This window comes from Micromonospora sp. AMSO31t, assembly GCF_008868175.1.
Taxonomy (GTDB): domain Bacteria; phylum Actinomycetota; class Actinomycetes; order Mycobacteriales; family Micromonosporaceae; genus Micromonospora.
Window position 1 is genome coordinate 12,954 of sequence record NZ_WBKT01000053.1, and the last position, 21,021, is coordinate 33,974.

Sequence of the window (21,021 nt, forward strand, 5' to 3'; positions counted from 1 at the left end):
GTGGTCTCATCCGCACCGGGCCGGGGATTCCCCGCGTTCGCACATCCCGCCGCCGGGTACGGTCCCTGCCGTGAGAATCCTCGTCACCGGCGGCGCCGGCTTCATCGGCTCGGCGTACGTCCGGCGGCTGCTCACCGGCGCCGAGCCGGACCTCACGGCCGACACCGTCACCGTGCTCGACGCCTACACCTACGCCGCCACCGAGGGCGCCCTCGACCCCGTCCGCGCCGACCCGAGGCTGCGGGTCGTCCGCGGCGACATCCGCGACCCCGCCCTGGTCGACGCCACCGTCGCCGGCCACGACGTCGTCGTGCACTTCGCCGCCGAGTCGCACGTGGACCGCTCCATCGCCGCTGCGGCCGACTTCGTGACCACCAACGTGGTCGGCACCCAGACCCTGCTCGACGCGGCCCTGCGCCACGGCGTGCGCCGCTTCGTCCAGGTCTCCACCGACGAGGTCTACGGCTCCATCGCCACCGGCGCCTGGACCGAACAGGCCCCGCTCGACCCCAGCTCGCCGTACTCGGCCAGCAAGGCCGCCGGCGACCTGCTCGCGCTGGCCTACCACCGCACCCACGGCCTGGATGTCGTGGTCACCCGCGGGGCCAACACCTACGGGCCCTGCCAGTACCCCGAGAAGATCATCCCGCTGTTCGTCACCAACCTGCTCGACGGGCACGACGTGCCCCTCTACGGCGACGGCGGCAACGTCCGGGACTGGCTGCACGTCGACGACCACTGCCACGGCGTCGCGCTCGCCCAGGCCCGCGGCCGGGCCGGCGGGGTCTACCACCTGGGCGGCGGCGCCGAACTCACCAACCGGGAACTCACCGGCCGGCTGCTCGCCGCCTGCAACGCCGGCTGGGAGCGGGTCCGGCCCGTCGCCGACCGCAAGGGCCACGACCGCCGGTACGCGCTGGACTGGACCACCACCCGACACGAACTCGGCTGGGCCCCCACGGTCGACCTCGACGCCGGCCTGGCCGCGACGGTCGACTGGTACCGGGCCCACCGCGCCTGGTGGACGCCGCTGAAACCGCACCGCTCAGGCCGGTGATCGACTCCAGGTCGGCGAGGTGGCGCCTTCCCGACTCCGGGGACACCGCCACATCGGCGAGCCGGAGTCGATCGAGGCCCGGGCGCCGGACGGGGCGCGCTCCGGCGCCCGTCGGCGCTACCGGGGCACGCTCCGGCGCCCGGCCGGCGTCACTCCTCGGGCTGCTCCTCCTGGGGCTGGCCCTCCAGGTCCGCCGAGCCCGCCGACGTGGTCGGCTTCTTCGCCTCCTCGGTCGGCACCGTCGGGGTCTTCGCCCGCCCCGCCGCCGGCGCCGCGTCCGCGCTCGCGTCGCCGTCCAGCAGCGCGGTCAACGCCGCCCCGGTGATCCGTCGGAACGTCCGCCCCACCCGGCGCCGGTCCAGGACCGCCACCTCCAGCTGGTTCGCCGCGATCGTGCGGGCCGCCCCGCCCTCGCCGCCGACGCTGCTCAGCGCCTTCACGGCCGCCCGGACCGCCTCGGACAGCGACATCTCGGGCCGGTGCTCGTTCTTCAGCACCCCGGTGATCGCCTCGGCCTGGCCGCCCATCGCCATCCGGCCCGGCTCGTCGTTGACCGACCCGTCGTAGGTCAGCCGGTAGAGCGCGTCGTCGTCCGACGTGGCGCCCACCTCGGCGACGCAGATCTCCACCTCGAACGGCTTCGACTGCTCCGTGAAGATCGCGCCCAGCGTCTGCGCGAACGCGTTCGCCAGGCCCAGCCCGGTCACGTCCCGCCGGTCGTAGCTCAGGCCGTTCAGGTCGGCCATCCGCACCCCGGCCCGGCGCAGGTTCTCGAACTCGTTGTACCGGCCCACCGCGGCGAAGCCGATCCGGTCGTAGATCTCACTGACCTTGTGCAGGGTGCTGGACAGGTTCTCCGCGACGAAGAGCACCCCGCCCTCGTAGCTCAGGACCACCGCGCTGCGGCCCCGGGCGATGCCCTTGCGGGCCAGCTCGGAGCGGTCGCGCATGATCTGCTCGGGCGAGGCGTAGAACTGCATGGCCACGGCGGCGGTTCTCCTTCGGGCGCTGTGCTGCGGACTGCTGACTCAGGTGCGGCGAGAGCGGGGTCAGCCGCCCGGGTTCTCCATGCGGGCGGACACCACGCCCTCCGCGATCGCCGCCGTCTCGGCGTCGGTGAGCCGGTGTGTGCCCTCGGCGGTCGCGGTCATCACCACGGGATAGATCCGGCGGGTCAGGTCCGGGCCACCGGTCGCGGTGTCGTCGTCGGCCGCGTCGTAGAGCGCCTCCACGGCCAGCCGGGTCGCGTCGTCGATCGACAGGCCCGCCCGGAACCGCTTCTTCAGCGCGGACTTGGCGAACAGCGAGCCGGAGCCGATCGCGTCGTAGCCGGTCTCCTCGTAGGGGCCGCCCGTCACGTCGAAGCTGAAGATCCGCCCGGCGCGGGCCGGGTCGGCGGCGGCCAGGTCGAAGCCGGCGAAGAGTGGGATCACGGCGAGGCCCTGCATGGCGGCGCCCAGGTTGCCCCGGATCATCGAGGCCAGCCGGTTGGCCTTGCCGTCGAGCGAGAGCATGGCGCCCTCGATCTTCTCGTAGTGCTCCAGCTCCACCTGGAACAGTCGCATCAGCTCGATGCCGATGCCCGCGGTGCCCGCGATGCCGACCAGCGAGTACGCGTCGGCGGGGTGGACCTTCTCGATGTCCCGCTGGGCGATCAGGTTGCCCATCGTGGCGCGCCGGTCGCCGGCCATCACGACGCCACCGCTGGCGGAGATGGCCACGATGGTCGTCGCGTGCGGCGCCATGTCGGCGGCCATGCCGGGCGGCAGCGGCCGACGGCCGGGCAGCATCTCGGGGGCCACCTTGCTCAGGAACGCTGTGAACGAGGACGTCCCCGCGTTGGTGAACACATCTGGAAGACGCCCGGATGGATCAAAACCCGCTGCCACGTGGTTCCTCTCAGGTACGTGATCGCCCTGGCCAGACTCTCGGGGCTGTCCTTGAACTGGCCAAGACCACCGTTGCAGTTGAAGCAGAGTATCCCGCGCACCCACCCGGTGCGATGATCGTGGTCCAGGTGTTCCGGGTCGGGTGACCCGCAGATCGCGCACACACCACCCTGCTCGGCGAGAAGCGACCGTGCTTCTCCTTCAGACGCTTGGCATAACTGGCCTTCGAGCGAAGGTTGAAGCAAGGCTTGCAGTAGCTGCCACGGCCGTCGGGCCGACGACTGTCAGCGCAGAAACCATCGAGCGGCTTCCACGCGTCGCAGTCACGACAGCGGCGAAGGCCGTCCCGATCATCCAACGGGCGAGGCATGTCCTATTTAACCGGCTATGCCCTATTGGCCGCCTTTTTGCACGTAGCCCCTGACGAACTCCTCTGCGTTCTCCTCCAGGACGGAGTCGATCTCGTCGAGCAGGTCGTCGACGTCCTCGGTGATCTCGGCGTGCCGCTCGGCAACCTCGGGGTTGGCCTGCGCGGTGACCTCCTCGACCTCCTCGTGCGACTTGCCGGACTGGGTCTGGCCGCCTTCTTGGGTCGCCATGGTGTGCCTCCTCCACGATCGCCTGCGATCAACTTACCTCGCGCCGACGACGAAAGGCCCGTCGCGCGCCGGGTTGCGGCACGGGACGGGCCTTCCGGCATCCGGCTCAGCCGCCGGTCAGCATCTCCAGCAGGTCCTTGGCGGTGTCGCAGCGGTCGAAGAGCTGCCCCACGTGCGTGCGGGTGCCCCGCTCCGGCTCCATCATCGGCACCCGGACCAGCGACTCCCGGCCCACGTCGAAGATGACCGAGTCCCAGCTCGCGGCGACCACCTCGGAGGCGTACTGGGCGAGGCAGCGGCCACGGAAGTAGGCCCGGGTGTCCTCCGGCGGCTCGGTCATCGCCGAGCGGGTCTGCTCGTCGGTGAGCAGCGTCTTCATCGAGCCGCGCTGCACCAGCCGGTGGTAGAGGCCCTTCTCCGGCCGCACGTCCGAGTACTGCAGGTCGACCAGTTGGAGCTTGTGCGAGCCCCAGCCCAGCTTCTCCCGCTCCCGGTAGCCCTCCAGCAGCCGCAGCTTGGCCACCCAGTCGAGCTCGTCGGCGCAGAGGAAGGCGTCGCGGCCGAGCCGGTCCAGCACGCTCTCCCAGCGGTCCAGCACGTCGACGGTCTGGGCGTCCGCGTCGGCGCCGTAGCGGTCGTCCACGAAGGACCGGACCCGCTCCAGGTAGGCCCACTGCACGTCGAGCGCGGTCAGCCTGCGGCCGTCACGCAGCCGCATGAGGTGGGTGAGCGACGGGTCGTGGCTGACCGCGCGCAGCTCGCTGACCGGGTCGGCGATGCCAAGGTCGGCACCGAGCGCCTTCTCCTCGATCATGGTGAGGATCAGCGCCGTGGTGCCGACCTTCAGGTAGGTGGAGATCTCGGAGAGGTTGGCGTCGCCGATGATGACGTGCAGCCGGCGGTACTTGTCGGCGTCGGCGTGCGGCTCGTCCCGGGTGTTGATGATGGGCCGCTTGAGGGTGGTCTCCAGCCCCACCTCGACCTCGAAGAAGTCGGCGCGCTGGGAGATCTGGAAGCCGCTCTGGCCGCCGTCCTGGCCGATGCCGACCCGCCCGGCGCCGCAGACGATCTGCCGGGTGACGAAGAACGGCGTCAGGTACGCCACGATGTCGGCGAACGGCGTCTGCCGCCGCATCAGGTAGTTCTCGTGGGAGCCGTAGCTGGCGCCCTTGTTGTCGGTGTTGTTCTTGTAGAGGTGGATCGGGTGGGTGCCCGGGATGGTGGCGGCCCGCTTGGACGCCTCGGCCATCACCCGCTCACCGGCCTTGTCCCAGCGCACCACGTCGAGGGGGTTGGTCACCTCGGGCGTGGAGTATTCGGGGTGCGCGTGGTCGACGTAGAGGCGGGCGCCGTTGGTGAGTATGACGTTGGCCAGTCCGAGATCCTCGTCGGCGAGCGCCTCGGCCGGGTCGTAGGCCGCCCCGGAGTAGGTGAAGCCGCGGGCGTCGCGCAGCGGCGACTCCTCCTCGTAGTCCCAGCGGGCCCGGCCGCCGCGGTTGAGTTCCGGCCGCGCCCCGTAGGCGTTGACCACCTGGGAGGAGGTGACCATCGGGTTGGCCCCGGCCTGGCCGGGCACGGAGATGCCGTACTCGACCTCGGTGCCCATGATCCGTCTAACGCTCATCGACCTGCCCGCTCCGCTCGCCCGTCCCGGTCCCCCGTCACGTCGAGCGTAGTCGCCGTCACGCGGGATGGGGGCGCGGCGGCCCGGGGCGTCCGGTGTGGCGGGGCACGGCGCCGCGCGGGCGTGGACGCGCGGAGGCCCGCGGCGCGGTGCGCCGCGGGCCTCCGTCGTGCCGTCGGACTACAGGTACTGGCCGGTGTTGCTGGCGGTCTCGATGGACCGGCCGGCCTCGGCGCCCTTGCCGCCGGAGACGAGCGTGCGGATGTAGACGATCCGCTCGCCCTTCTTGCCGGAGATGCGCGCCCAGTCGTCGGGGTTGGTGGTGTTGGGCAGGTCCTCGTTCTCGCGGAACTCGTCGACGCAGGCGTCGAGGAGGTGCTGGAGCCGCAGGCCCTTGCGCCCGGAGGTGAGGAACTCCTTGATGGCCATCTTCTTGCCCCGGTCGACGATGTTCTGGATCATCGCGCCGGAGTTGAAGTCCTTGAAGTAGAGGACTTCCTTGTCGCCGTTGGCGTAGGTGACCTCGAGGAAGCGGTTCTCCTCGGTCTCCGAGTACATCCGCAGCACGACCGCGTCGATCATCGCCGCCACGGTGGCCTGCGGGTCGCCGCCGTGCTCGGCCAGGTCGTCGGCGTGCAGCGGCAGCCCGGAGAGGATGTACTTGGAGAAGATGTCCTTGGCCGCCTCGGCGTCCGGCCGCTCGATCTTGATCTTCACGTCGAGCCGGCCGGGGCGCAGGATCGCCGGGTCGATCATGTCTTCCCGGTTGGAGGCGCCGATGACGATGACGTTCTCCAGGCCCTCCACGCCGTCGATCTCGCTGAGCAGCTGCGGAACGATGGTGTTCTCCACGTCGGAGGAGACACCGGAGCCGCGGGTGCGGAAGACCGAGTCCATCTCGTCGAAGAACACGATCACCGGCGTGCCCTCACCGGCCTTCTCCCGCGCCCGCTGGAAGATCAGCCGGATGTGCCGCTCGGTCTCGCCGACGTACTTGTTGAGCAGCTCGGGGCCCTTGATGTTGAGGAAGAAGCTGGTGTGCTTCTCCTCGCCCCGCCGCTCGGCGATCTTCTTGGCCAGCGAGTTGGCCACCGCCTTGGCGATCAGCGTCTTGCCGCAGCCGGGCGGCCCGTAGAGCAGGATGCCCTTCGGCGGCCGGAGCTGGTGCTCGCGGAACAGGTCGGCGTGCAGGAACGGCAGCTCGACCGCGTCGCGGATCTGCTCGATCTGCGAGTGGAGGCCACCGATGTCGGTGTAGCCGACGTCGGGCACCTCCTCCAGGACAAGCTCCTCGACCTCGCTCTTCGGGATCCGCTCGTACGCGTACGCCGAGCGGGGCTCGATCATGAGCGAGTCGCCGGCCCGGATCGGCGAACCGATCAGGGTCTCGGCGAGGTGCACGATCCGCTCCTCGTCGGAGTGCGAGACCACCAGCGCCCGGTCGCCCGGCGCGCCGTCGGGACCCGCGAGGATCTCCTTGAGCATCACGACCTCGCCGACCCGCTCGTAGCCGAACGCGTCGACGATGTTGAGCGCGTCGTTGAGCAGGACCTCCTGGCCCCGACGCAGCTCGTCGACCTCGAGCGAGGGCGAGACGGCCACCCGGAGCTTGCGCCCGCCGGTGAAGACGTCCACCGTGCCGTCGTCGTGCTTGGCCAGGAAGACGCCGTAGCCGCTCGGCGGCTGGGCGAGGCGGTCGATCTCCTCCTTGAGCGTCACGATCTGCGCGCGAGCCTCCTTGAGGGTGCTCACGAGCCGTTCGTTGTTCTCGGTCAGCCGCGCCAACTGCGCCTGGGTGGCCGCCAGCCGCTCCTCGAGCTGCCGGACGTGTCGGGGGCTTTCGGTCAACTTGCGCCGCACCAGGGCGAGTTCCTCTTGAAGGAACGCAACCTGCGTGGAGAGATCGTGGGCCTCCTTCTCCCACCGTGCGGCGCGCGAGTCCGCGTCGTCGCTGCGTGCCACGTCCCACCTCCCCGGGGGGCTTGAACGTTCTGACCTAACACTAGCCGCTATGAGCCCGATTCGGTCCTCCGCAACGCGCTCGTCACCGAAGCTTGATCGCCAAGGGCTGGTCGTCGGGCGGGTACGGGCGTTCGGGTACCGTCGGAGCGTGGGACGGGAGAACATGGGGGGTGCTTCGTGACCGACGTCGCGACGGACCAGCTGCAGGTCTGGGTCGATCAGGACCTGTGCACGGGTGACGGCCTGTGCGTGCAGTACGCGCCGGAGGTCTTCGAGTTCGACGTCGACGGCCTCGCGTACGTCAAGGGGTCGGACGGCGAGCTGCGCCAGGCCCCGGGCGCCCGGGTGGACGTGCCGGAGCACCTGCGCCTTGAGGTGATCGACTCGGCGAAGGAGTGCCCGGGCGAGTGCATCCACGTGGTGCGCGCCCGCGACGGCGCCGAGGTGGCCGGCCCGGAGGCCGACGACTGAGCTGACGGACACGACGGGCCGGGAACCGGGAGGTTTCCGGCCCGCGGTGTCTCTCAGAGCATGGGGCGGCCGACGACCGAGGCGACCAGCCGGGCGAACTCCTCCAGCCGGGCGATCTGCCCGGCGCCGCCGTCGTCGAGGGTCTTGCCGAAGCGCAGCGCGTCGTGCCGGGGCGCGCCGGCCATCTCGTCGCTGGGCGGCGCCTCGTCCAGCGAGCTGAGCAGCAGGTAGACGTCGATGCTGTCGACCCGGACCTCGCCGTTGTCGGCCCGGGTGAGCCGCCGGCGGCAGCCGACCTCGGTGACGGTGGAGACCGGCACCACCCGCAGCGAGGAGGTCATCGAGCCGGCCGGCCCCTCCCCCGGCGGGACGTCCTCGCCGTGCCAGAGCACGAGCCGGCTGCCGTCGCAGACGACGACCTCCTGCCACACGCCGTTGACCTCGTTGACGAAGCGTTCCAGGGTGAAGCCGAGCACGGAGGCGCCGCGCAGCACCCCGCCGAGGGCGTCCAGGGCGATGTCGGGGTCGCGCAGGTAGGCCCGGGCGGCCGACTCCAGATCGGTGTAGGGCGACCAGTCGGGAAAGACGGCGGGCAGGTCCCCGTTGCCGTAGCCCGGGTTGCTCATGCCACCGCCTCCCGGCCCGTACGCCGCCGCCGGTCCGGACCGCCGGGGCGGGCGCGGCGCCCGCCGCGTGCCCCGATCCGCTCGCTCATGCCACCGTCTCCACCCGCTCGGTGTGGTCCCCGCCGGAACCCATGATCCGCCCGCTCCTACCCGTCCGCGCGGCGGGGTCACGCCCGGTCCGGCTCCTCGCCCTCGGCGCCCGCCCGGCGGGCCGCCTCGGCGGCGCGCAGCGCGTCGCGGCGCTGGGCGTACGCCTCGGCGCCCTTGCTGGGCTTACGGCGGCGCGGCGGGGCGGTGACCCCGGGGGCGAGCTTGCGCGCGGAGACCAGGAAGGCGGTGTGCGCGATCATGCGGTGGTCGGGCCGGACCGCGAGCCCCTCGGCGTGCCAGTCCCGGACGAGGGACTCCCAGGCGCGGGGCTCGGTCCAGCCGCCCCGCTCGCGCAGCGCCTCGACCAGCTCGGAGAGCTGCGGCGTGGTGGCCACGTAGCCGATCAGCACGCCGCCGGGAACGAGGGCCCGCTCGACCATGTCGAGCATCTCCCAGGGGGTGAGCATGTCCAGGATGATGCGGTCGAAGCCGGTCTCGGTGCACTCGGCGACGTCGCCGACGTGCAGCCGCCACGCGGGGTGCGGGCCGTTGAAGAACGCCTCGACGTTGCGCCGGGCGATCTGGGCGAAGTCGTCGCGCACCTCGAACGAGTGCAGCTCACCGTCGGTGCCGACGGCCCGCAGCAGCGAGCAGGAGAGCGCGCCGGAGCCGGCGCCGGCCTCCAGGACCTTCGCGCCGGGGAAGATGTCGCCCATGGCGACGATCTGCGCCGAGTCCTTCGGGTAGATCACCTGCGCGCCGCGCGGCATGGACAGCACGTAGTCGGACAGCAGCGGCCGCAGAGCCAGGAACGCCGTGCCGCCGCCGGCGGTGGTGACCACGCTGCCGTCGGGGAGGCCGATCAGCGTGTCGTGGCTGAGGATGCCCCGGTGGGTGTGGAACTCCTTGCCGGGCTCCAGCGTCACGGTGTGCATCCGGCCCTTCGGGTCGGTCAGCTGGACCCGGTCGCCGGGACGGAACGGCCCCCGGTGGACCGGGGGCAGCGCCGGGACGGTGGAGGTTTCTGCGGTCACGTGTTCGTCTTCCGTTTGGGTTCGAGGAGCTGGGCGAGATCCGCGATGTGCAGGACGCCGACCACATCTTCGCCTGCCGTCACGACGTACTGTGCGCCCGGGTGGGTGCGCACGGTCTCCAGCACCCGCTCGCCGTCGGCGTCGACCGGCAGCGCGGGCACGCGGCCCAGGTCGCGGGCCACCGCGTCCACCGCGAGCCACGGGCGCCGTTCCGCGGGTACGGCGGCCACGCGGGCCGGGTCGACCAGGGCGACCGGGCGGCCGGTGGAGTCGACCACGGCCAGCGCGGCGTCGGGCGTGGCACCCTCGGCGCGGCGGCGCTGCGCCTCGGCGAGCGGGGTGCCGGTGGGCACCGGCAGCAGCGGGCGGGCCAGCCGGGCCAGATCGACCAGCGGCAGGCGGTGGCCGATCCGGGCCATCCGGATGGACTGGCCGGCGCCCCGCCAGAGGGTCACGGCGACCAGCAGCATGAGCGGCAGGGCGAGCGGGGCGAGCGCCCGGCGCAGGGTGAGCAGCACGACCAGGGCCACGGTGGCGACCGCCACGGCGCGGCCGATCCAGCCGGCCACCTCGGTGCCCCGGTGCCGGTCCCGGGTGACCGCCCAGACCGCGGCGCGCAGCGCCCGACCGCCGTCCAGGGGCAGCCCGGGCAGGCTGTTGAACACGGCGACCACGACGTTGCTGACCGCGAGCTGGAAGGCGAGCTGGTGGGCGAGGGTGCCGGCGGGCAGGGCCATGGTGGCGGCGACCGCGCCGGCGCCGAGCACCGCCGAGACGGCCGGCCCGGCGAGGGAGACCAGCAGGTCGACCTTGGGGCTGGGGGCGTCCCGGTCCATCTCGGTGTAGCCGCCGAGCAGCTCCAGGGTGATCCCCCGCACACCGATGCCGTAGCGCCGGGCGGTCAGCGCGTGCCCCAGCTCGTGCAGCAGCACCGAGCCGAGCAGCGAGACCACGAAGCCGAGGCCGACCAGGTAGCCGCCGAGGTGGCCGAGGTCGAGCTGGCGGCGGGCCAGCGCGGCGTAGAGCACGGTGACGACCACGGTGAGCAGCAGCATCGAGGCGTCGGCGCGCAGCGGCACCCCGAAGACCCGGCCGAGGGTCAGACCGGGCCGGCGTGACGGGCGGGTCCGCTGCTCCACCGGGTTGATGCTACGCGGGGCCGATCATGCCGCGGTGCGGCGACGGCAGCCCTGTCACACCGGTGCCCTAACCTTCCGGGCATGACGGCGGAACCGGTGATCGACACGCAGCCCGACCCGACGGCCGCGGCGCCCACGGTGCGGGCGTCGCTGTCGCCGTCGCGGGCGGCCGACTTCAAGACCTGCCCGCTGCTCTACCGGTTCCGCAGCATCGACCGGCTGCCCGAGCGACCCACCGTGGAGCAGGTCCGGGGCACGTTGGTGCACGCCGTGCTGGAGCGGCTGTTCGACCTGCCAGCGGGCGCCCGCACCCCGGAGTCGGCCGGCGACCTGGTCGCCCCGCAGTGGGACCGGCTGGTCACCGAGCAGCCGGAGCTGGCGACGCTGTTCGCCGAGGGCGACACGGCCGCCGTGGAGGGGTTCCTCCGCTCGGCGGCGGCGCTGCTGGAGGGCTACTTCGCGGTGGAGGACCCGCGCCGGCTGGAGCCGGCCGAGCGGGAGGCGCTGATCTCCGCGGTGGTCGACGACGAGTTGCTCATCCGGGGCTACCTCGACCGGCTCGACGTGGCGCCCGACGGCGCCCTGCGGGTGGTCGACTACAAGACCGGCGGCGCCCCGCGCGAGGCGTTCGAGGCGCGGGCGCTGTTCCAGCTCAAGTTCTACGCCCTGGTGCTGTGGCGGACCCGGGGGGTGGTGCCGCGGGTGCTGCGGCTGCTCTACCTCAAGGACGCCGAGGTGTGCGACTACTCCCCCGACGCCGACGAGCTGCTGCGCTTCGAGCGCACGGTGGTGGCGCTCTGGCAGGCCATCGAGCAGGCCACCGCCCGGCAGGACTTCCGGCCCCGGCCGAGCCGGCTCTGCGACTGGTGCAGCCACCAGGCGCTGTGCCCCAGCTTCGGCGGCACCCCGCCGCCGTTCCCGGTGGCCGGGCCGGCCGACCCGCTCACCGACGCCCGGTCCCGGCCGGCCGCGCCCGGCGCGGACGAGTGACCCTCCTCCTCGCGGAGGAGGCCGGGTTCGGCATCGGCGACGAGGACGCGCCCCGGGCGGCGGCTAGCGTCGGAGCATGACCAACCGGCTGCGCGCGTGGGCGCGGGACCGGCCGCTGGCCGTGGACGCCGGCGCGGCCGTGGCGCTGGCGCTCGTGGACGCGGCGTTCCTGCTGCTGACCCCGCGGGAGCTGCGACCCGAGCAGATCTGGGCGGCGCTGGGCTGGAGCGTGGTCTGCGCCGCCCCGGTGGTGATCCGCCGGGTCGCCCCGTGGCCGGCGGTGGGCGCGGCGGTGGCCACGCTGGCCGTGCCGGTGCTGTTCGCGCTGGCGCCCACCACCCAGGGGCTGACCTTCGTGGTGCTCACCTACACCATGGCGGCGCACCGGCCGCTGCGCTCGGCGTCGGTGGCCGGGCTGCTGCTCTGGGTGCCGGTGGTGCTGGCGAACGTGGTCGCGCCGCTGGACGGGGTGCTCGACATGGGCCCCGGCGTGCTGGTGCTCGACAACCTGCTGACCGCGTCGGTGGCGTTCGCGGTGGGCCGGGCCGTGCAGGCCCGCAGGCAGTCCACCCGGATGCTGCGGGAGCGGGCCCGCATCGCCGAGGCCACCCAGCGGTCGTTGACCGAGCAGGCGGTCGCCGACGAGCGGCGCCGGATCGCCCGGGAGTTGCACGACGTGGTGGCCCACCACGTCAGCGTGATGGGCGTGCTGGCCACCGGGGCGCGCCGGGTGTTGCGCCGGGACCCGGACGCGGCGGACGAGGCGATGGCCACGGTCGAGGAGACCGGCCGGGCCACCCTGCGGGAGCTGCGCCGACTGCTGGACGTACTGCGCACCGATGCCGAACCGGCCGCCGAGCTGACCCCGCAGCCGGGGCTGACCGGCATCGAGGCGCTGGTCGAGCAGGTCCGCGACGCCGGGCTGCCGGTCACGCTGCGGGTCGACGGCACGCCGGGGCCGATGGAGGACGGGGTGGCGTTGACCGTCTACCGGATCGTGCAGGAGGCGCTGACCAACGCGCTCAAGCACGCCGGCCGGGCCACCGCGCTGGTGCGGCTCACGGTCACCCCCGGCTTCCTGGCCGTGGAGGTCACCGACACCGGACGCGGTCCGGCGCCGGTGGCCGACCGGATCGGGCACGGTCTGGTCGGCATGCGGGAGCGGGTCGCCCTCTACGGTGGGGTTCTGCGGACCGGCCCGCGGCCGGGCGGCGGCTTCCGGGTGTACGCGCGGATTCCGCTGGAGCCGGCCGGGGCGGTCCCGGCGTGACCGGCGCCCGGCCGAACGAGGGAGACCGATGACCGACAGCACCGCCGGCCGACCGGTGCGGATCCTGCTCGCCGACGACCAGCCGCTGCTGCGGACCGGCTTCCGGATGGTGCTGGGCACCGAGGACGACCTGGACATCGTGGCCGAGGCCGGCGACGGGGTGGAGGCGGTGGAGCTGTCCCGGCGGCTGCTGCCGGACGTGGTGCTCATGGACATCCGGATGCCGCGGATGGACGGGGTGGCGGCCACCCGGGCGATCGTGGACGCCCGCCTGCCGGTGCGGGTGCTCATCCTCACCACCTTCGACCTGGACGAGTACGTGGTGGGCGCGCTGCGCGCCGGGGCGAGCGGCTTCCTGGCCGAGGACGTGCCGGCCGAGGACCTGGTGACCGCGATCCGGACGGTGGCGGCCGGGGAGGCGGTGGTGGCGCCGCGGATCCTGCGCCGGCTGCTGGACCGCTTCGCCGACGTGCTGCCCGACCCGGCGGCCACCCCGCCGAAGGCGTTGAACACGCTGACCGAGCGGGAGCGGGAGGTGCTCGTGCAGGTGGCACGCGGGTTGTCCAACGCCGAGATCGCCCGGGCGCTGTCGGTGAGCGAGACCACCGTGAAGACCCATGTCGGGCACGTGCTGACCAAGCTGGGGCTGCGCGACCGGGTGCAGGCGGTGGTGCTGGCGTACGAGACGGGCCTGGTCCGTCCCGGCGGGTGAGGTGGCACCGGTCACCTACCGTGACCATCGGCGGCGCGGCGGGGTTGACCATGACGCGACGTGAGGTCCTAGCGTCGGTGGCGCCGGCCGGTCAGGGATGACCCTGAGCCGGCGTCGGGGGTGACCCCAACGGAAATTCCGGCGAGGTTCCGCCCGGGGGTGGACGGATCCGGGCCCGGCGGCACCGAGGATGGAACTGCCGCACCGACCAGCGGGGGCGGTGCGGATCAGCAGGCTGACGGAAGAGGTAGATGATCGTGACCGCGACGGTAGGGCAGCAGGCGCAGGCCGCGGCCCGCGCCAGCGACGTGTGGAAGGTGTACGGCAGCGGCGAGGCGCAGGTGATCGCGCTGCGGGGGGTGAGCGCCGAGTTCGAGCGGGGCCGGTTCACCGCGATCATGGGCCCGTCCGGCTCGGGCAAGTCGACGCTGATGCACTGCCTGGCGGGCCTGGACTCGGTGACCCGGGGCACTGTCATGATCGGTGACACCACGGTGACCGGGCTGGGCGACGCCGGCCTCACGAAGCTGCGCCGCGACAAGGTGGGCTTCATCTTCCAGCAGTTCAACCTGCTGCCCACGCTCACCGCTCAGGAGAACATCCTGCTGCCGCTGTCGATAGCCGGCCGCAAGCCCGACCCGGCCTGGTACGACACGGTGATCGACACCGTCGGCCTGCGGGAGCGGCTCGGGCACCGCCCGGCGCAGCTCTCCGGCGGCCAGCAGCAGCGGGTGGCGTGCGCCCGGGCTCTGGTGGCCCGCCCCGAGGTGATCTTCGCGGACGAGCCGACCGGCAACCTGGACTCCCGCTCCGGCGCCGAGGTGCTCAACTTCCTGCGCAACTCGGTCCGGGAGCACGGCCAGACCATCGTGATGGTCACCCACGACCCGACCGCCGCCGCGTACGCCGACCGGGTGGTCTTCCTGGCCGACGGTGAGATCGTCTCCGAGCTGATCGAGCCGACCGCGGACACGGTGCTGGACACCATGAAGAAGCTCGACGCGCCGGCCGAGGTGGGCAACTGATGTTCCGGGCCACTCTGAAGAGCCTGCTGGCGCGCAAGCTGCGCCTGCTGTTGTCGGGCCTGGCGGTGGTGCTGGGTGTCATGTTCGTCTCCGGCGCGTTCGTGCTGACCGACACCCTCGGCCGTTCCTTCGACGCGGTCTTCTCCGACGCGTTCTCCGACGTCGACGTCAACGTGGCCGGCAAGCCGAAGGTCGCGCTGTCCGAGGTCGAGGGTGAGCAGGTCGCCGCCCCGGTGCCCGCGTCGGTCGTCGACCGGGTCAAGGCGGTGCCGGGTGTGGCCGACGTCCAGGGCGTGGTCAACACCGACGGGGCCCGGCTGATCGGCAGCAACGGCAAGGTGGTCACCTCGTTCGGCCCGCCGCAGCTCGGCGAGAACTGGCTGGGCGAGAGCGACCTCGTGAAGCTGCGGGAAGGGCGCGCGCCGCAGGCCGACGACGAGATCGTGGTCAACGTGGCGCTCGCCGAGGCGGCCAAGGTGAAGGTCGGCGACCGGGTCGGCGTGCTGACCCTGGCGCCGAAGAAGGAGTTCACCCTGGTCGGTGTCTTCGGCTACAGCGGCGGCCGGGACTCGGTCGGCGGGGTCAACGAGGTGGCGTTCACCACCCCGGTCGCCCAGCAGTTGATGCTCGGCAAGCCGGGTGTGTTCTCCAACGTGACGGCGCAGGCGGCCGGCGGCACCACGCCCGAGGCGCTGCGCGACCAGGTGGCCCGTTCGCTGGGCGCGGACTACGAGGTGAAGACCGGCAAGCAGCTCGCGGACGACGCGTCCGCCGGGCTGAAGGAGGGCCTGTCCTTCTTCAACAAGATCCTCCTCGGCTTCGCCGCGGTGGCGCTGCTGGTCGGCACCTTCCTGATCCTCAACACCTTCTCGATCATCGTGGCCCAGCGCACCCGTGAGCTGGCGCTCATGCGGGCCATCGGCGCGAGCGGCCGGCAGGTCATCGGCTCGGTGGTGCTGGAGGCCGTGGCGGTCGGCCTGATCGCCTCGGTGCTCGGGCTCGCGGCCGGCATCGGGGTGGGCGCGCTGCTGGCGTACCTGTTCGGCAAGCTCGCCGGCGGGCTCACCCTGGCCGGCCTGGGCGTGCCGCCCGCGGCGGTCATCGGCGCCTTCGCCGTGGGCACGGTGATCACGGTGGTGGCGGCCCTGCTGCCGGCCCTGCGCGCCTCGCGCATCCCGCCGATCGCCGCCATGCAGGACGTCGCCACGCCGGACCGGCCGCTGACCAAGGTGACCGTCGGCGGGTCGGTGGTCACCGCGATCGGCGCGGGCCTGCTGTTCCTCGGGCTCGGCGGCCACGCCGGCGACAACACCCTCGCCACCATCCTGGGCGGCGTGCTGTTCGCGTTCATCGGCGTGGCGCTGCTGACCCCGCTGATCAGCCGGCCGGTCGTCGCCCTGCTGGGCACGATCTTCGCCTGGTCGGTGCCGGGCAAGCTGGGCCGGCTCAACTCCGGCCGCAACCCGCGCCGCACGGCGATCACGGCCGCCGCGCTGATGGTGGGCATCGCGCTGGTGACCGGGGTGACGGTGATCCTCGACTCGGCCAAGGGCAGCATCAGCGCCCTGGCGGAGGACACCATCAAGGCCGAGCTGGTGATCTCCGGCGCCCAGGCCGGCCCCCGCCCGCCGAGCTTCGACCCGGCGGTGCTGGAGAAGGCCGCCGCCATCCCCGGCGTGCGGCTGGTCGACGGCGAGTACGGCGACATGGCGACGCTGAACGGTGAGCGGACCTGGGTGGCCGCGTCCAGCGACGTGGCCGCGCTGGAGAAGATCTTCGGGGCGAAGGCGACCGCCGGTGACATCAGCCGGCTGAACCCGGACCAGATGCTGCTCAGCTCGGACACCGCGAAGTCCCGCAACCTGGCGGTCGGCTCGACGGTGAACGTCCAGCTGTCCCGGGGCGAGGCCCGCACCTACACGGTCAGCGGCATCTACGAGAGCTCGCAGCTGACCAACCCGGTGGTGCTGCCGCCGCAGGCGGCCACCGACTTCGCCATCCCGCAGCCCATCCAGGGCTTCGTGCAGCTCGCCCCGGGCACCTCGGTCGCCGCGGTGCAGCCGCAGGTCGAGCGGCTGCTGGCGGACAGCCCCGAGGTGTCGGTGGCGGACCGGGCCGCGTTCATCAAGCAGCAGACCAGCCAGCTGGACACGCCGCTGCGGATGATCCAGATCCTGCTGGCGCTGGCCATCGTGATCGCGGTGCTGGGCATCATCAACACCCTCGCCCTGTCGGTGCTGGAGCGCACCCGGGAGCTGGGCCTGCTGCGGGCGATCGGCCTGCGACGGGCGCAGACCATGCGGATGATCACCGTGGAGGCGGTGGTGATCTCGATCTTCGGCGCGCTGCTCGGCGTCGTGGTCGGCACGGGCCTCGGCGCGGCCGTGGTCCGGGCACTCAAGGACGAGGGCATCACCGACCTGGTCCTGCCCTGGGGCCAGATGGTGACCTTCCTGGTCCTGGCGGCGATCATCGGTGTGGTGGCCGCGGTGCTGCCCGCGATCCGCGCCGCGCGGATCAACGTGCTGGGCGCCATCGCCCACGACTGACCCGGGCACGACGTGAAAGGGGCCCCGCCTGCTGCGGGGCCCCTTTCCGCGTACCGGTCAGGCGGGGCGTTCGCCGAGCAGGGCCGAGAGCAACTCCAGGTCCGCCGCGGTCAGGCTCGCCAACTGGTGTACGCCGTCGGCCGGCGGCAGCGGCACCTCGGCGGGTACGGCCAGCACGGCGGCCCCGGCCGCGAGGGCGCTGGCCACTCCGGTCGGCGAGTCCTCGATCGCCACGCACCGCTCGATCGGCACACCGAGCAGCCGCGCCGCGGTCAGGTACGGCTCCGGGTGCGGCTTCGCCGCCTCGACCTCGTCGCCGCAGACCACCGCGTCGAAGCTGTCCCGGCCCAGGGTGTCGAGGGCGACCTCGACCAGCGGCCGGGTGCTGGAGGTGACGAGGGCGGTGGGGATGCCCGCGGCGCGGACCGCGCGCAGCAGGGCCAGCGCACCGGGCCGCCAGCGCAGCCCGTCGCGGAACAGCTCCAGGATCCGGGCGTTGATCCAGTCGGCGCTTGCCTGCGGGTCCCGCTCCGGCTGGCCCAGGTCGTCGTGCACGATGCGCATCGAGACGGCCATGCTGGTGCCGATGATCGCCCGGCGCGCGTCCTCGGAGAGGGTTCCCCCGTAGACCGCGGCGAGCTCCTGCAACGCGACGTCCCAGAGCTTCTCGCTGTCGACCAGGGTGCCGTCCATGTCGAAGAGCACGGCGGCGGGATGTGTGCTGCTCAGCGGGGGCCTCCTCGGGTGCGGGTACCCGCCGATCCTCTCAGCCGCGCCCCGCCGGCCGGTCACCGTCCCCGGCGGGGGTGACCTGCGGCATCAGCCCAGGCCGCAGGCGTCCAGGGAGTTCTCGTAGCCGCGGAAGAACGAGTCGCTGCGCTGCTCGGCGGTGCCGTGCGAGCCCTCGGCGAACCAGGGCTGGTCCGGGTCGTCGCCGACCGCCAGCAGCCCCTCCCGGAACTCGTCCAGGTCGCCCTCGGCCAGGGTCAGCGTCCCCGAGCGCACGTTGTCGCCGATGTACGCCCCGGCCATGCAGTCGGCCTGCAGCTCCTGCTGGATGGTGAAGTTGTAGCGGATGCCGAGGCGGACCTGGACGCCGTGGGCGTACTCGTGGCCGAGCAGGTAGAACAGGAAGGCGTCGCCGACCTGCCGGAACGCCCCCACCGACCAGTTCACGTCGTAGGCGATGAAGTCGCCGGCCGAGCAGTAGACGGCGTTGTTGCGGGGCAGCCCCTCGCCGCCGCAGGACACCTCGCCGGACCGCGTGTACGGCACGACGCGCCGGATCGGTTCGAACTGCTTGCCGGAGGCCCGGAACTGCGCCGTCCAGTAGCGCTGGGCGATGCCGACCGCGTCGGAGAAGTCCTGCTTGAACTCCGCGACGCTGGTGGTGCCGTCGGCCCGGGTCGCGTCGGCTCCCGGGGAGGCGGGCTGGCCGCTCTGCCGCGGGCGGGGCTGCTCCGGCTCGCCCTGGTCCAGCCCGCCGCCCATGCAGCCGGCCGCCACGACCACGGCGACCAGCAGCCCGGCGAGCGGCCCCGGCCGCCGACGTCGCGCGTTCTCCCCCACCGTTGCCTCCCGGCTGATTCGCTGTGTCAGCGCAGTACCCCGACCGTGCGTCGTTGATGCCCACCGGGGATCACGTGTGCGCGCCGGCCTTCGTTCAGTCGGGAGCGGTGAACGGTAGCCACCGGCGTGGCAACCGCGGCGTGCCGGTGCCGCGCCGCACGGCGTCAGCCGGTGAAGCCGTGGCCGCCGTTGTTCCAGCCGTCGTGCTGCACGTGCTCCCGCTCGGCCGCCCGCCGGTGCTGCTCCGCCCTGGCCGCCCGGACCGCCTCCGGATCCTCCTGAAAGGCGCGCCGCTGCCGGTCCCGCCAGGAGACGAACACCACCACCACGGCCACGACCGTGGCCACCACCGCCAGCGTCACGAGCACCGTCGTCATGCGGCCACTGTAGGGCCGCCCCGCACCCCCGGTCACCGCCACGCTGCGGCGATGATCGACACCGACTTCGACGCGCACGAACGGTCCCGGTGGGCGGGCCCGGCCGCCCGCATCAGCACCATCGGCTTCGTCCTGGAACGGCAGCCGCCGGCCGCGCGCGAGCGCGTCCGCCGGGAGTACGACCGGCTCGCCGCCCCCCACCGGCAGGCCGACGGCAGCCTGGCGCTGCCCACCGCCGCGCTGCTCGCCTCCGGCCGGGTCGACTGATCCGCCCTAGGTTTGGTGTCCGGGGTGCCTGGCGGCGGCCCGCCGTTCGATGAACCTGGTGCAGCAGCGCTACGTGCACGCGCGTGCGGCCCGGTTGGACGGCTGATCGGGGGCCGGGCCGGTCCGTCCATTGTCGGGACGCCGCCCTCAGGGGGTTCGCCGACGCGCGGATCCGGGCGCCCGGCCCGGGGGCGCCTGCGGTGGGGCGGGGCCTCAGTCCAGGCCGCGCATGATGTGCGGTTCGCCGTCGTCGTCGCCGAAGCAACGGTGCAGCGTCTGCGCCCGGGCCCACAGGTCCAGGCTGCTCGGCGGCCCGACCTGCGGTGGACCCGCCGGCGCGCTCAGCACGGGGGCCGGGTCCGGCGGAACCTTCGAAGCGATGTCGTCGGTCATCTCCGCCCCTTTCGTCGTACCCCCATGCTCGTCCTCGGACGTCACAGCCGCATCTCTCGGGCTGCGCCGCCGTGGACGGCGACCGCGGCACGCCCTGCGGGCCGGGGGCGCTTACCCGCCCGGGCCGGGCCGGTAACCCGACTCCGGTCACCGTAGCGGGCCGGGCCCGGTCGCACAGCGGGTTTCCCGGTCAGCCCTGGGCGTCGAGGAGCCGGTCGAGGATCGACGCCGTGCTGATGAGGGACAGATGGGCTGAACGCCTGCGGGAAGTTGCCGGCCTGCTCCCCGGTCGGGGCGATCTCCTCCGAGTACAGGCCGAGCTGGCTGCTGTAGGTCAGCATCTTCTCGAAGGTCAGTTGCGCGTCGTCGAGCCGGCCGGACTCGGCCAGGGCCTGGACGTACCAGAAGGTGCACATGGTGAAGGTGCTCTCCCCGCCGGAGAGGCCGTCCGTGGTGGCGCCCGGGTTGTACCGGTAGACCAGGCTGTCGGAGACGAGGTCGGCGTCGACGGCCCGCAGCGTCGACTGCCACATCGGGTCGGTCGGCGCGACGAAGCCGAGCGAGGGCATGGCGAGCAGCGCCGCGTCCAGCACGTCGGTGTCGTAGTGCTGGACGAAGGCCCGCCGTCGCGGGTGGTAGCCGCGCGACATGATCTGCTCGTAGATGCGGTTCCGGGCCTCCGTCCACCGGCCGACGTCGCCGGGGCGCCCGTGCCGGTGGGCCAGCCGGACGGCCCGGTCGAGCGCCACCCAGGACATCAGGCGCCCGTAGGTGAAGTCCTGGCGACCGGCCCGCGTCTCCCAGATCCCGTCGTCGGGCTGGTCCCAGTGCGCGCAGAGCCAGTCCACCGTCCGGGTGAGGTGCTGCCAGCCCGCGTGGGAGCCCTTGAGGCCGTGGTCGTTGGCGAGGTGGAGGGCGTTGAGCATCTCGCCGTAGATGTCGAGTTGCAGTTGCTTCGCCGCGCCGTTGCCGATCCGCACGGGCGCGGACCCGCGGTAGCCCTCGAGGTGGTCGAGCACCTCCTCGGTGATGTCCGGTGAGCCGTCCACGCGGTACATGACCTGCAACGGCACACCGCCGGCCTCGGCGTCGCGAATCCGGTCCTCGACCCAGTGCTGGTAGTGCCAGGCCTCGTCGGTGAACCCCAGGCTCAGCAGGGCGTGCACCGAGAACGACGCGTCCCGGATCCAGGTGTAGCGGTAGTCCCAGTTGCGTGCGCCGCCCACCCGTTCGGGCAGCCCGGCGGTGGGGGCGGCGATCAGCGCGCCGGTCGGCGCGTAGGTCATGAGCTTGAGCGTCATGGCCGACCGCTCCACCATCTCCCGCCAGCGTCCGTGGTAGCAGGAGCGGCCGAGCCAGCCCCGCCAGTAGTCGCGGG

General features: G+C 72.9%; 21 protein-coding genes and 1 pseudogene. 8 read left to right on the forward strand and 14 right to left on the reverse strand.

Going from position 1 to position 21,021, the window contains the following annotated elements; all coding sequences use genetic code 11:
• Positions 1-70 precede the first annotated feature (70 nt).
• Positions 71-1,057 carry a dTDP-glucose 4,6-dehydratase gene (gene rfbB / locus F8274_RS14485; protein WP_151462865.1) on the forward strand — a complete coding sequence of 329 codons (987 nt, stop codon included), beginning with the start codon at positions 71-73 and terminating at the stop codon, positions 1,055-1,057.
• Positions 1,058-1,206: 149 nt separating this feature from the next.
• On the opposite strand, the gene prcA is transcribed toward rfbB, so the two are convergent.
• The 6 genes from prcA to arc form a co-directional block, all read right to left on the reverse strand.
• Entirely contained in the window at positions 1,207-2,043 is an 837-nt protein-coding gene (gene prcA / locus F8274_RS14490; protein ID WP_151462867.1) for a proteasome subunit alpha, read from the reverse strand.
• Positions 2,044-2,106: 63 nt separating this feature from the next.
• Positions 2,107-2,946 (reverse strand): proteasome subunit beta, encoded by an 840-nt coding sequence (gene prcB / locus F8274_RS14495; protein WP_192579831.1) that lies wholly within the window; start codon positions 2,944-2,946, stop codon positions 2,107-2,109.
• Positions 2,865-3,110: an endonuclease VII domain-containing protein gene (locus F8274_RS14500; RefSeq protein ID WP_255474573.1), complete on the reverse strand. Its 246-nt coding sequence runs from the start codon at positions 3,108-3,110 to the stop codon at positions 2,865-2,867. Before F8274_RS14500 ends, prcB begins: the two co-directional genes overlap by 82 nt.
• A 228-nt stretch (positions 3,111-3,338) precedes the next feature.
• Complete coding sequence (locus F8274_RS14505) at positions 3,339-3,545, reverse strand: ubiquitin-like protein Pup (RefSeq protein WP_073836803.1); 207 nt, start codon at positions 3,543-3,545, stop codon at positions 3,339-3,341.
• Positions 3,546-3,651: 106 nt separating this feature from the next.
• On the reverse strand, positions 3,652-5,169 hold the full coding sequence (gene dop, locus F8274_RS14510; protein ID WP_151462871.1) for a depupylase/deamidase Dop: 1,518 nt from the start codon (positions 5,167-5,169) through the stop codon (positions 3,652-3,654).
• Positions 5,170-5,349: 180 nt separating this feature from the next.
• Complete coding sequence (gene arc / locus F8274_RS14515; protein ID WP_151462873.1) at positions 5,350-7,131, reverse strand: proteasome ATPase; 1,782 nt, start codon at positions 7,129-7,131, stop codon at positions 5,350-5,352.
• Between the two features lie 177 nt (positions 7,132-7,308).
• Here arc and F8274_RS14520 point away from each other — a divergent pair, with 177 nt between their 5' ends.
• On the forward strand, positions 7,309-7,602 hold the full coding sequence (locus tag F8274_RS14520) for a ferredoxin (protein WP_151462875.1): 294 nt from the start codon (positions 7,309-7,311) through the stop codon (positions 7,600-7,602).
• A gap of 53 nt (positions 7,603-7,655) precedes the next feature.
• Here the strand turns inward: F8274_RS14520 and F8274_RS14525 are convergent, their stop codons facing one another.
• The 3 genes from F8274_RS14525 to F8274_RS14535 form a co-directional block, all read right to left on the reverse strand.
• Entirely contained in the window at positions 7,656-8,228 is a 573-nt protein-coding gene (locus F8274_RS14525; RefSeq protein ID WP_151462877.1) for a hypothetical protein, read from the reverse strand.
• 167 nt (positions 8,229-8,395) lie between these two features.
• On the reverse strand, positions 8,396-9,352 hold the full coding sequence (locus F8274_RS14530) for a tRNA (adenine-N1)-methyltransferase (protein WP_151462879.1): 957 nt from the start codon (positions 9,350-9,352) through the stop codon (positions 8,396-8,398).
• Positions 9,349-10,407 carry a M50 family metallopeptidase gene (locus F8274_RS14535; protein WP_225853795.1) on the reverse strand — a complete coding sequence of 353 codons (1,059 nt, stop codon included), beginning with the start codon at positions 10,405-10,407 and terminating at the stop codon, positions 9,349-9,351. Before F8274_RS14535 ends, F8274_RS14530 begins: the two co-directional genes overlap by 4 nt.
• A 165-nt stretch (positions 10,408-10,572) precedes the next feature.
• On the opposite strand from F8274_RS14535, the gene F8274_RS14540 reads away from it, so the two are divergent.
• The 5 genes from F8274_RS14540 (at position 10,573) to F8274_RS14560 (ending at position 17,037) form a co-directional block, all read left to right on the forward strand.
• The gene (locus tag F8274_RS14540) at positions 10,573-11,481 is read left to right on the forward strand and encodes a PD-(D/E)XK nuclease family protein (RefSeq protein WP_151462880.1); all 909 of its coding nucleotides are present in this window, start codon (positions 10,573-10,575) and stop codon (positions 11,479-11,481) included.
• Positions 11,482-11,557: 76 nt separating this feature from the next.
• Positions 11,558-12,751, forward strand: a complete 1,194-nt coding sequence (locus F8274_RS14545) for a sensor histidine kinase (protein ID WP_151462881.1) — start codon at positions 11,558-11,560, stop codon at positions 12,749-12,751.
• Between the two features lie 28 nt (positions 12,752-12,779).
• Positions 12,780-13,463: a response regulator transcription factor gene (locus F8274_RS14550; RefSeq protein WP_151462882.1), complete on the forward strand. Its 684-nt coding sequence runs from the start codon at positions 12,780-12,782 to the stop codon at positions 13,461-13,463.
• Positions 13,464-13,720: 257 nt separating this feature from the next.
• Entirely contained in the window at positions 13,721-14,488 is a 768-nt protein-coding gene (locus tag F8274_RS14555) for an ABC transporter ATP-binding protein (RefSeq protein ID WP_151462883.1), read from the forward strand.
• On the forward strand, positions 14,488-17,037 hold the full coding sequence (locus F8274_RS14560) for an ABC transporter permease (RefSeq protein ID WP_151462886.1): 2,550 nt from the start codon (positions 14,488-14,490) through the stop codon (positions 17,035-17,037). Before F8274_RS14555 ends, F8274_RS14560 begins: the two co-directional genes overlap by 1 nt.
• A gap of 57 nt (positions 17,038-17,094) precedes the next feature.
• Here F8274_RS14560 and F8274_RS14565 read toward each other — a convergent pair whose 3' ends face one another.
• From F8274_RS14565 to F8274_RS14575, 3 genes are all read right to left on the reverse strand, one after another.
• Complete coding sequence (locus tag F8274_RS14565; protein ID WP_151462888.1) at positions 17,095-17,742, reverse strand: HAD family phosphatase; 648 nt, start codon at positions 17,740-17,742, stop codon at positions 17,095-17,097.
• Positions 17,743-17,856: 114 nt separating this feature from the next.
• Positions 17,857-18,606, reverse strand: coding sequence for a neutral zinc metallopeptidase (locus tag F8274_RS14570; protein ID WP_151462890.1), 750 nt, complete (start codon positions 18,604-18,606; stop codon positions 17,857-17,859).
• 164 nt (positions 18,607-18,770) lie between these two features.
• Positions 18,771-18,983 (reverse strand): hypothetical protein, encoded by a 213-nt coding sequence (locus F8274_RS14575; protein WP_151462892.1) that lies wholly within the window; start codon positions 18,981-18,983, stop codon positions 18,771-18,773.
• Positions 18,984-19,034: 51 nt separating this feature from the next.
• Between F8274_RS14575 and F8274_RS14580 the strand changes: the two genes are divergently transcribed.
• On the forward strand, positions 19,035-19,250 hold the full coding sequence (locus F8274_RS14580; RefSeq protein ID WP_151462894.1) for a hypothetical protein: 216 nt from the start codon (positions 19,035-19,037) through the stop codon (positions 19,248-19,250).
• A 213-nt stretch (positions 19,251-19,463) separates the two neighbouring features.
• Here F8274_RS14580 and F8274_RS14585 read toward each other — a convergent pair whose 3' ends face one another.
• A complete protein-coding gene (locus tag F8274_RS14585) occupies positions 19,464-19,643 on the reverse strand; it encodes a hypothetical protein (protein WP_151462895.1) in 180 nt (59 codons plus the stop codon).
• A gap of 190 nt (positions 19,644-19,833) precedes the next feature.
• Positions 19,834-21,021 (reverse strand): annotated as a pseudogene (locus F8274_RS14590) (glycoside hydrolase family 15 protein); the annotation flags it as partial.